We start from the raw sequence: 11,386 nt of genomic DNA on the forward strand, positions 1-11,386 counted from the left end.
ATAATCGAGTTGGTTTGTTAGTATGACCCCACCCCGAGCGTCATTGCGAGTGAGGTACGACCCGACCCCGGCGTCATTGCGAGGGAGGTACAACCCAACCCGGCGTCATTGCGAGGGAGGTACGACCGAAGCAATCTCAAGGTTGGACAGTCCCAACCTAAAGATTGCCACGTCACTCCTAGGGTCGCTCCTCGCAATGACAATAACCATTGCCACGTGGTCCTACAGCGCTCCTCGCAATGACGGAACGGATTGCCGAGCTACCCTCCCAATAACCGACTAAATAATAATATTAAAGATCTAATGATCATACTAAAAGCCGAAAATATCAGCAAACAATACCGACTAGGCACCGTGGGAACGGGCACCATCAGTCATGATCTCAACCGGTGGTGGCATAAGGTACGTGGTAAGGAAGACCCCTTCTTAAAAGTGGGTGATTCCAATGACCGTAGCACCAAAGGCACTTCTGAATACGTTTGGGCGTTGCAGGACATCAACTTTGAAGTGCGACGTGGCGAAGTCTTGGGTATTATCGGTAAAAATGGGGCAGGAAAGTCCACCTTATTGAAAATTTTATCCCGTGTGACCAGCCCTACTACAGGTGAAATCAAAACCAAAGGTCGGATTGCCTCACTATTGGAAGTGGGCACAGGGTTTCATCCAGAGATGACCGGCCGTGAAAATATATATCTGAATGGCGCTATCTTGGGGATGACCAAAAAAGAAATTCATTCCAAAATGGACGAAATCATTTCGTTTTCTGGTTGTGAGCGTTATATTGACACCCCAGTAAAACGCTACTCCTCGGGGATGACCGTGCGATTAGCTTTTGCCGTAGCCGCGCATTTAGAACCTGATATTTTGGTGATTGATGAAGTGTTGGCGGTTGGGGATGCCGAGTTTCAAAAAAAAGCCATTGGCAAAATGCAGGATATTAGCCAAGGTGACGGGCGAACGGTGCTGTTTGTGAGTCATAATATGGCTGCGGTAAAGAGTTTATGTTCAAGAGCGATTGTATTAGAGCACGGGAAAACGGTTTTTGAAGGAGCAACAGATAATGCTATAAGTTATTATTTAAATTCCAAAGAAGATATTTTTAATATAGCAAAAATAAGTGATCGTAAAGGATCTGGATTAGTTAAATTAATTGACGTTGCAATATACGGTAGCCAAAGAAATCGAAACCCACAATCTGGGTCCCCCTTTCATATCACCTTTACCTTAGAAAATCTGCATAAAAAATTAAATTCGCAATTGGATTTTGATTTACGTATTGATGATGGCATTGGACAGCGGATTGCGTGGATAAGTAATACTTTATTAACAAACGACACTCAAGAAATTATTAATACGGTAACTTTTAAAGTTTCAAAATTGAATTTGAACAAAGGTGTTTATCATGTCACGACGCATATATCTATAGATAAAGTAGTGGCTGATTGGATTCAAAATGCGTTTTCATTTGAGGTCATCGAGGGGGATTACCATGGATCAGGAAAATTGGTGCCTCAAAATCAAAGTAGAGTATTGTTAGATTTTGAAGTTGATTATAATTTATGATAAAAAGAATAAAGGCATTAATTCAAGAGAATCGTATTTCGCATAAAAATACGCGCTTGTTGTTGCAAGAACAAAATTGGGCCCATGTATTTCATGACAGTATAAGAGGTGTTGATTATTTAGAAAACTTACCACTGAATATAGGCCGTTATGCAGGTGGGTATGCGTTTTTTTACCTGTTACATCGTATTTTAAGAGATCATAAACCAAAGTCTATTTTAGAATTTGGTTTGGGTGAGTCGAGTAAATTTGTATCAACCTATATTAATAATTATTTACCCCAAACAACTTATCTGATAATAGAACATAATCAGGAATGGTTAGATGTTTTTAATAGCCAATTTCAATTACCAGTTACAACGCAGGTGGCAATATGTCCGCTAATTTTGAAGGATGTTAAAGGTTATGAAAGTAATCATTATCAGAATTTAAAAACAGTCATATCGCAACCATATAATCTATATATTATTGATGGGCCTAATGGAAGTGAGCGATATTCACGGTATGATATCATAGAGACTATCTTACGGTTAGGAAAGTCCGATGATTTTATTATACTTCTGGACGATTGTAACCGTAAAGGGGAGCAAGATACCTTAAAGGATATTTTGAAATATTTCAAAACAGAAAACATAAAAGTTCATTATGGCACTTATCAGGGTCAAAAAACCGTTGTTGTAATCGCAAGTGCAAAATATCAGTTTATCAATAGTATGTAGAGTAAGGAGTTGTAAAGGCAATTTTTATATATCAGCCAGCTTAAATAATGACAAATCAGGCTTTAGTCTCCATAATCATCCCCACCTTTAACCGCGCACACCTAATTGGTGAAACGCTTGATAGTGTATTGGCTCAAACCTATACCAACTGGGAGTGTATCGTGGTGGATGACGGAAGTACCGATGGGACTTCTGCTCTTATGGAGACGTATTGTGCTAAAGACTTTAGATTTCAATACCATCATCGACCAAAGAATAGGCCACAGGGTGGTAATGCCGCAAGAAATTATGGGTTTGAGTTGAGTAAGGGTGATTATGTGAATTGGTTTGATAGTGATGACCTAATGGATTCAAACAAATTGCTAATTCAGGTAGAGGTTTTAGTTGAAAATCCTGATATTAAATTCTGTGTAAGTAACTGTGCTTTTTTTAATGAGAATTCTTTAAATGTTGAGTATAAATTAAATAAACCTTTGAATTCAAATGATGCATTTAATGATTTTGTTCAAGATAAGATTAAATTTTACACGCCATCTTTAATTGTCAAGAGGACTTACTTATCTGAATATAATTTAAAATTTGATGAAGCTTTATTTCGATATCAGGAATATGATTTTTTTTGTAAAATGCTTTATATTTCAAAGGATTATATTTGCGTTAATCGCACTTTAACGAATATTCGTGTGCATGTAGAATCAATTAGTTTATCTGGCTATAATAGTTCCAAAACCAATTCTATCTTTATGGCACATTTAAAGATTTTGGAAAATTACAAATCTAAACTTTCTAAGAAATCTAGAAATCATTGTATAAGGATGATTCAAATGACTTATTCTACTTTTTTGGTTCATAAAGATTTTGAGAATGCAAAAAGAATTAAAGAAATTGTTAATGTGAAAAATGATATATTTAGTCGGAATTTTGCATTAAAAGTAAATCTCAGTTTCTATAGCTACTGTTGGTTTGGAAGAGGTGAAAAATTATTGAAATCTTAATTATGGATAATTCCGTATCGGTTATAATGCCTACGTTTAATAGAGCTCATTTTATTCTTTATACTTTACAATCTTTTATGAATCAAAGTTTTAAGAATTGGGAAATCATTTTAATTGATGATGGTTCTACAGATAATACAAAACATATTATTGAAAATATTAAGGATTACCGCATAAAGTATTTTATCCGTAGTAAAGAATATACGAAAGGCCCTTGTGGATGTAGGAATATGGGTATAGACAATGCCTTGCATGATTATATTTTGTTTTTTGATGATGATGATATAGCGCATCCAAAATTATTGGAATATTCCATGAACGCATTCGATCAGTATGAAGAAATAGATTTTTGCAATTATGGTAGATCGGTTTTTTATAATGACTCCGAATTACAGTTCAAATTGGATAATTCCTACAAGATAACTACAATTGCCGAAGAGGATTATTATAAAATTATAGCAAATATTCTTCCTTTTAATACATGTGCCGTTGTTTGGAAAAGAACAGCCATTGGAAGTGAGCGCTTTAATGAAACCTTAATTTATTCTGATGAGTGGGAGTATTTTCAAAGGCTATTATCTAATGGATTGTCCGGTATTAAATTGGAGATGGACTTAATATTTGCGAGAAAACATAGTAATTCTAGCACTGCACGATTTCTAAATAAAGATTCAGTCTATTATAAATCTACAGTAAGGGCAAGAAAACTTGCTATTGTAAATCTTGGGGAAAAATTGCTTTTAAATAAGGATTTATTTAAATACTTCTTGAACCAATCAATAATTTTGAAAGATAAGAGTATTCTAATGTTGACTATGGAATATTATAGAATGAAATCTTTTCAAACATTTTTTTATAGTATAGGTTATGATATTTATCCTATGTTAAAAGCTTATTATAAGATTAAATCGAAAATCGTTAGAAATTATAATAATAGCAGAATCATTTGATGTTAAAGATAGCAGTGGGTCAAATGGACAGCTTACATTAATAAACAGTTTAAATGAATTTAAGGTTAAACTATTGATTTTGCATTTTACCGAAATACATCCACATTGAGGTATGTCGTTAATAGTTGGAATACAGGTGGGATGAACTCTCTGTGATCATTGAATTTTCCAAAGAAATTAGCGCCATTTTTTACACAAGCAAACTTATTGGCAAAATCAGGAAATACATCAAGAAAAGGGCCGTTTTTCCCACGGATGAACCCATAATGAAATTAGTGTTTCAGGCGGTTAAAAAAAGCACTAAAAAATGGACTATGTCAATCAGGAACTGGAGAATTATATTGAACCAGTTTTAGCTATATTTGTTTACAAGAATAAATTATAAATAGTTTAATCCTGAAATTATAAAGAAATTAGAATAGTGTCAAATGATTTAAGAATACTGGTCTGTTTTGGTACACGTCCTGAAGCTATCAAAATGGCTCCAGTATGTTATGCTTTGAAAAAGGAAGGTTTAGATTTTAAAGTTTGTGTTACGGCGCAACATCGGGAGATGTTAGATCAAGTATTACAATTTTTTGATATAATACCTGATTTTGATTTAAACTTGATGCAAACTAATCAGAGTTTGAATCAACTCAGTGCTCGCATAATTATGGCAATGGATGCTGTTTTGAAACGAGAGCACTTTGATATGGTCTTAGTGCATGGAGATACAACTACTTCAGTCATGGTCGCGTTGTCGGCTTTCCAGAATGGTATAAAAGTAGGTCATGTTGAAGCAGGTTTGCGCACCTATATTAAACAGGCGCCCTTTCCTGAAGAAATGAATAGGCAGTTAACAGGGAGACTCGCTGATTTTCATTTTGCGCCAACCCAAAGAGCTCAGCAAAATTTATTAAATGAACACATTCTGCCCTCACAAATATATCTTGTAGGAAATACCATTATAGATGCCTTACATATTGCTAAGAGTAAAATAGATAATGGATTTTTGACGCCTACAATACGTGTTTTGAAAGAAAAGCTAGATTTCAAAAAGAAAATTATTTTAGTTACTGGACATCGGCGAGAAAATTTTGGAAGCAAGTTCGATCATATTTGTCAAGCACTTTTAAACCTTGCACAACGGGACGATGTTTGTTTGGTGTTCCCTGTTCATCTCAACCCTAAAGTTAGCAATCCTGCTTTTGCAGCATTAGGGGATCATCCTAATATTAAGCTTATAGAACCACTTGATTATGCCAGTATGGTCTGGTTGTTAAACCAAGCCGCTTTAGTAATTTCTGATTCAGGTGGTATCCAAGAAGAAGCTCCAACGTTCAATGTGCCTGTATTGGTGACACGGGAGGTTACAGAGCGTCCAGAAGGACTTGATACAGGGTGTTCCATTTTGGTTGGTTCATCAGTTGAAAAAATAATAAACTATGCAAACATGTTTTTAGATGACACTAAAAAGAGAACCATATTAAAAAATCCATACGGTGATGGAACTGCTTCTGCTCAAATTGTTCAACGATTAAAAGCTTTAGTTAAATGAGCACTAACAAACGTATTTTAATTGTAGCAGAATCCATCAATATTGATGACAGCAGTGGCACCAAAGGACGCGTGGCCTTAATTAAAAGTTTAGCCAAAGCAGGTTATGCCTTAACCGTTTTGCATTTTACACAAAAGGAAATACAGCTTGAGGGAATAGAATGCCTCGCGATTAATGAACGTAAAAATAATTTCATTTACCTGCTAAGTAGAGTCCATAGGTTATTAAACCGTTGGTTTAAGATTGATATTGGCGATGCTATTGATAAGATGTTTGGTTTTTCGTTTGGTTTTTTTAATGACGCCAAGAGTATAGAAGATGCCGTTGATAAATACAATCATAATGAATATGACATGATTTGGACCTTAAGTAAAGGTAATAGTTATCGATCTCACAAGGCGGTTCTTGAATTGCCCCAATGGCACACAAAGTGGTATGCCTATGTTCATGATCCATTTCCGCAACAATTGTATCCACGACCTTATAATTATGTGCCACATGGGTATCGACAACAGCGCTTATTTTTTATGGAGGTCACCAAAAAAGCAAAACGCATCATATTCCCTAGTCAATTGTTGAAGGAGTGGATGCAAAGCTATTATGGGTCTATTGAAGGTAAAAGTTTAATCATTCCGCATCAAATAACTACTAGCATTGAAAATGTAGATGCGAAATTTCCAGATTATTTTAAGGTTGAAAAGTTTAATATACTTCATGCTGGCAACCTTTTAGATTTAAGAGATCCCAAGCCTATAGTTGAGGCTTATGCCTTGTTTTTAGAACAACACCCAGAAGCAATAGAAACATCTTCGCTTATTTTCTTAGGGAAACCATCCCAGTATGATGCTTATTTTATAAAACAAAAAAACAGTCTGCCATCTTTATATAACAGTGAGGATTATGTTGCCTTTAATGCAGTTTATGCCATGCAACAAGTAGCTAGTGTTAATGTGATATTAGAAGCTAAATCTGAAATCAGTCCATTTTTACCTGGTAAGTTTCCGCACTGTGTGGCTGCCAATAGACCTATTATTTATATTGGACCCTATTATAGTGAAACTAAAAGGTTATTAGGAAAAGAATACCCATATCAATTTGATTTTAATGAGATAGAGGAAATAGCAAAAGCAATGATAAGTTTATATCAGACATGGATGTCAGACCCTAAAAATCTTTTTTTAAATCGTCCTGACTTGAGTGACTTTTGTACTTATATCCATCTGAAAAGTGTTTTAAATAATGAAAAAGTTAGTTAGCATTATTTTGCCAGTATTCAATGGTGAGCAATTTTTGGCGCAGTCTATTAATAGTTGCCTTGCCCAATCCTATAAAAATATTGAATTAATAATTGTAAATGATGCTTCTACTGATAGTAGTTACTCTATAATTGAAGGATTTGCTAATAAAGATAATAGGGTACGTGCAATTCACAATGCAACCAATAAAAAGTTGCCTGCAAGCTTGAATATAGGGCACAGGACTGCTCAAGGGACCCTTATGACATGGACCTCAGATGACAATGTTTATGCTCCAAATGCTATAGAAGAGATGGTGATTTCTATAGAAAATAATAATGCAGACATTGTATATAGTAATTTATATCATATTGATGAGCATAATGATATTAAAGGAAAGTACATTTATTGTAAAACACGTACTATCCTGTTGGATAATATCATCGGAGCTTGTTTCTTGTATAGAAAAGAAGTTTACGAAAATTTAGGAGGTTATGATGAACTACTTCACGGCATTGAAGATTACGATTTTTGGTTGCAAGCATCAAGAAAATATGAGTTTAGTCATATAGATAAATTCTTATATTACTATCGAAAACACGGTAATAGTTTAAGTTCATCGATCGATGATCCATTAAGTGAATTAAGCAATAATTTCAAAGATCGACTTACCCAATCTTACAGGAAATATTTTTTGATAGAGAATAATATTGTACTTTCAGAAATTGTCATGAAACTTCATTTAACACAAGAAATTAATGTCAGAGAATTCTTAAAACAAGACTTGTTTAATAAAATCTACGATTCTTTGCCTTTAGAAATTAATCGCAAAATTTTAAAAAAACAAATTGATTTAAGATTACGTTATAATATCCAACGTTTTAAAAAAAATCAAAATATTTCAATGCTCTTTTATATCCTAATAAATAAACCAGAATTACTTCTCAAATATGAGAAAAAAAGATCAATTGACATAATTCTAAAATGTATTAGACCTTAATTTCTTTGACTTTTTAATTAGAGTTAATATAAGCATATACTTTCCAGCGATTCGCTAATGGGAATGGCTAAATTTGATCAATGTATGGTTTATAAAAACCACAATATCTGATTGTATTCTCTAACTAATTTGAAACAATGATAACTTAAAGTATTGTTTGTTACATTAGGAGCTAAAATCAAATTATAACGAGAAAAAGTTATAATTTGCTAAAAATAGAAATTAAAAACAGAAAAAGTATCTTTATTTATTTTGACAAATAATATTCAGCTTCTTTATGCATACAGAAATCGTGACATTTCCCGCGTAAGATTGTCTTTAGAATCTCTACGCTTACAGACCTATGAAAACTTTGAGGTTATTTTTGTAGATTATGGCAGTCAAGATAATTATTCTAAGGCTGTAGAAATTATCGTAAATGAGTTTGAATTCGCTAAATATTGGTATGTGGGACACCCTGGCTTGCTATGGAACAAGAGCAAAGCCTTGAATTTCGGTATAAAAAAAGCTCATAGCGAATTTATTATTATAGCTGATGTTGATGTGTTATTTACAGAACACTTTTTAGAAACTGCTGTGAAATTATCACAATCAAACTCGTTTTCGCTCTTTAAAATTGGCTATCTGTCTAAGGAGGTAACAGAACAACAGCAACAACATCTAAATTTAAATCATATTCAAACAACCCATATTGGCGATACGTTTGGGATTGGTTTGTTTCCAAAATTTGCTTTAGAAGCCATTGGTGGATTGGATGAGTTTTTTCACTTTTATGGTTCTGAAGATGAAGATCTAAATTCTAGAATATTAATGTCTGGTACGTTACGGAATAACTGTGATGATCTCTTGCTCTACCATCAATGGCATGAACGATATCCTCAAAAAAGAAAGGAATCGCTTCAAATTCAACCCAGACTTACTAATGTGTTGCGGTTAAATCAGCGTCATTTTTTATGGAATGAATCTCAACAGATGCTGCACCCAAACCCTAAAACTTGGGGAAACTGTTTTACTAAATCAGATTTAAAAACCTTAGAGCAACCAGATGTTGTTATCCAGCTTGATAATATTTTGGCTCATCTAGAGCATTGTTTTGGTGAAGATCTAAAGAAACATCCCAAGAAGGTTGTTCAAGTTATTATAAGTGAAGCGGCCTATTATAATACCTTAAAATATAAAATTAAGCAAAGTTTGGGTAAACAGACACAACTTTATATGTCCATGAAAGCCGTAAATGATCTTATTTTAAAAAACATACTCTTTCAATATCGTGACAGGAATTATAATTATAGTATTTCGGACGATTTAAAACAGATCCGTTTTACCATCGATTTTAAAACAGCTACTCATGGCAAGATCTAAATCCATTCGTTTATTTTGGTGGAGCGAACCCTATTTAATGGGTAAAGCCAAAGAAAATTATGGCGATTTGATTGGTGCCTATTTAGCAACAAAAATATCCAATAGAAAGGTGGTTTGGGTACATCCCAAACATTGGCATATAAAAGATTATTTTCAGCCCATTTACGTAACAGCCGGGAGTGTCTTGGCACACGTCAATAAAAAATGCGTGGTTTGGGGTAGTGGTATTATCCAAAAAAAACAAGTGGTAAAAGCTGCATCATTTTTAGCAGTAAGAGGTCCGCAAACCAGACAGAACCTTATAGCCCAAGGGCATGAAGTGCCCGAAGTTTATGGTGATCCTGCTATTTTAATGCCTATATATTACCACCCTACTAAGGCTGATAAACGGTACCGTTTAGGTATTGTACCTCATTACAATGATTATAAGCAGGTTCATGAAATGTATCATGGTACAGCAGATATTCTAGTCATAGATTTAATGACCATGGATATTGAAGCCACCACGGATTTGTTCTTGCAATGCGAACATATCATTTCATCGTCTCTGCATGGGCTTATTATTGCTCATGTCTATCAAATTCCAGCGGTTTGGGTAGAGTTTTCTGATAAGCTTTTCGGTGATGGGATTAAGTTTCAGGATTATTTTGAGTCGGTTGCTATGGCGCCTTACAAACCAAATCAGTTGCAAAGGTTATTCGAATTGGATGTATTATTACAATTTTTTGATACTGAAAATAGTTTGCCCAAACCCTCTGCCGTAAAGAAATTACAAGAGGATTTAATGAGTGTTTGTCCATTTAAATAAAAATGAGTTGTAGGGTATGAAAATTCTATTAGTGTCAATAAAATCCATTCATTTTAAACGTTGGACTGAACAATTGGAACATTCAGGACATGAGGTGTTTTATTTTGATATTAGTGGTAAAGTTGGAACTTATAATAATATGCCATGGCTAAGTCAAAAGAAAAGTTGGAAATACAGATGGGATTTTCCTGGACGCTATTATTTAAAAGAATATTTTCCCAAAACATATAATCTGATTAAGCCTCTTAATGAAAGACATGTGGACAAAGTTTTTGAGGCATACTTAAAAGAGATAAATCCTGACGTGGTGCAAAGTTTTGTCTTATATCTATCTTGTACTCCCATACTAAGTATTATGTGTAAATACAAAAACATTGCTTGGATATACTCTGCATGGGGAAATGATTTGTTTTATTATAAAAATATTGACTCTTATAAAAGAGACATCATGAGAGTGTTACCTGAAATTGACTATATGTTTGCTGATTGTCAACGTGATATTGGTATTGCGAAGGAATTGGGTTTTCAAGGTGAGGTTTTAGGTGTTTTTCCCGGTGGAGGTGGTTATAATTTAAGTGCATATAATCCATATGTAAAGTCATTACCAGAACGGAATATAATTCTAGTGAAAGGTTATGAACAACGCTTTGGTAAAGCCATTAAAGTAATAGAAGCCTTAATAGAAATTAAAGAAATATTGACTCCTTATAAAGTGGTCGTTTTTGGGGCAGATGATGAATTTTTTGATGCCTATAAATTATTTAAAGACAATGAGTTTATTGAAGTAAAGGGCGTTCTCAAACATTCTGAAGTTCTTAAGTTGATGGGAGAAAGCTTAATCTACATTGGAAATAGTTTTTCTGATGGAATGCCGAATACATTGTTGGAAGCTATTATTATGGGAGCTTTCCCTATACAATCTAACCCAGGTGGTGCTACAGCTGAAATTATAAACCATGGGCAAAACGGATTACTCATTGAAGACTGTGAGGATGTTGAAATGATTAAAGCATTCTTAATAAAAGCACTTTCTGATGTTGAGCTCAGGGAAAATGCGTTTATAACCAATCAAAACGAATTAAAACCTCAATTGGAAATAGGTTTGATTACAAATCAGGTTCTTAAAGCTTATAATAGTATTCAGTACATTTGAAGCGTTGAAACGGCATGTATAATTAAGTTTTATATATTTGATTAAAGAAAATAGTCTATTT

General features: G+C 34.0%; 10 protein-coding genes. All 10 read left to right on the forward strand.

Annotation, left to right across the window (positions count from 1 at the left end; translation table 11 throughout):
• Window positions 1–303: 303 nt before the first annotated feature.
• The 10 genes from ES711_RS14840 (at window position 304) to ES711_RS14885 (ending at window position 11,325) form a co-directional block, all read left to right on the forward strand.
• A complete protein-coding gene (locus tag ES711_RS14840; protein ID WP_146894090.1) occupies window positions 304–1,563 on the forward strand; it encodes an ABC transporter ATP-binding protein in 1,260 nt (419 codons plus the stop codon).
• Window positions 1,560–2,282, forward strand: coding sequence for a class I SAM-dependent methyltransferase (locus ES711_RS14845; protein WP_146894091.1), 723 nt, complete (start codon window positions 1,560–1,562; stop codon window positions 2,280–2,282). Before ES711_RS14840 ends, ES711_RS14845 begins: the two co-directional genes overlap by 4 nt.
• A gap of 47 nt (window positions 2,283–2,329) precedes the next feature.
• On the forward strand, window positions 2,330–3,277 hold the full coding sequence (locus tag ES711_RS14850) for a glycosyltransferase family 2 protein (RefSeq protein WP_146894092.1): 948 nt from the start codon (window positions 2,330–2,332) through the stop codon (window positions 3,275–3,277).
• Window positions 3,278–3,279: 2 nt separating this feature from the next.
• A complete protein-coding gene (locus tag ES711_RS14855; protein ID WP_146894093.1) occupies window positions 3,280–4,227 on the forward strand; it encodes a glycosyltransferase family 2 protein in 948 nt (315 codons plus the stop codon).
• A 421-nt stretch (window positions 4,228–4,648) separates the two neighbouring features.
• A complete protein-coding gene (wecB, locus tag ES711_RS14860; protein ID WP_262713429.1) occupies window positions 4,649–5,767 on the forward strand; it encodes a non-hydrolyzing UDP-N-acetylglucosamine 2-epimerase in 1,119 nt (372 codons plus the stop codon).
• Complete coding sequence (locus ES711_RS14865; protein ID WP_146894094.1) at window positions 5,764–7,023, forward strand: glycosyltransferase family protein; 1,260 nt, start codon at window positions 5,764–5,766, stop codon at window positions 7,021–7,023. Before wecB ends, ES711_RS14865 begins: the two co-directional genes overlap by 4 nt.
• Complete coding sequence (locus tag ES711_RS14870; RefSeq protein ID WP_146894095.1) at window positions 7,007–8,002, forward strand: glycosyltransferase family 2 protein; 996 nt, start codon at window positions 7,007–7,009, stop codon at window positions 8,000–8,002. Before ES711_RS14865 ends, ES711_RS14870 begins: the two co-directional genes overlap by 17 nt.
• Window positions 8,003–8,254: 252 nt before the next feature.
• The gene (locus ES711_RS14875) at window positions 8,255–9,364 is read left to right on the forward strand and encodes a glycosyltransferase family 2 protein (protein ID WP_246139213.1); all 1,110 of its coding nucleotides are present in this window, start codon (window positions 8,255–8,257) and stop codon (window positions 9,362–9,364) included.
• The gene (locus ES711_RS14880) at window positions 9,351–10,172 is read left to right on the forward strand and encodes a polysaccharide pyruvyl transferase family protein (RefSeq protein WP_246139214.1); all 822 of its coding nucleotides are present in this window, start codon (window positions 9,351–9,353) and stop codon (window positions 10,170–10,172) included. The genes ES711_RS14875 and ES711_RS14880 overlap by 14 nt, the downstream gene beginning before the upstream one ends.
• 16 nt (window positions 10,173–10,188) lie before the next feature.
• The gene (locus ES711_RS14885) at window positions 10,189–11,325 is read left to right on the forward strand and encodes a glycosyltransferase family 4 protein (RefSeq protein WP_146894096.1); all 1,137 of its coding nucleotides are present in this window, start codon (window positions 10,189–10,191) and stop codon (window positions 11,323–11,325) included.
• Window positions 11,326–11,386 lie beyond the last annotated feature (61 nt).

The organism is Gelidibacter salicanalis (assembly GCF_007997285.1).
In the GTDB taxonomy this organism is placed as follows: domain Bacteria; phylum Bacteroidota; class Bacteroidia; order Flavobacteriales; family Flavobacteriaceae; genus Gelidibacter; species Gelidibacter salicanalis.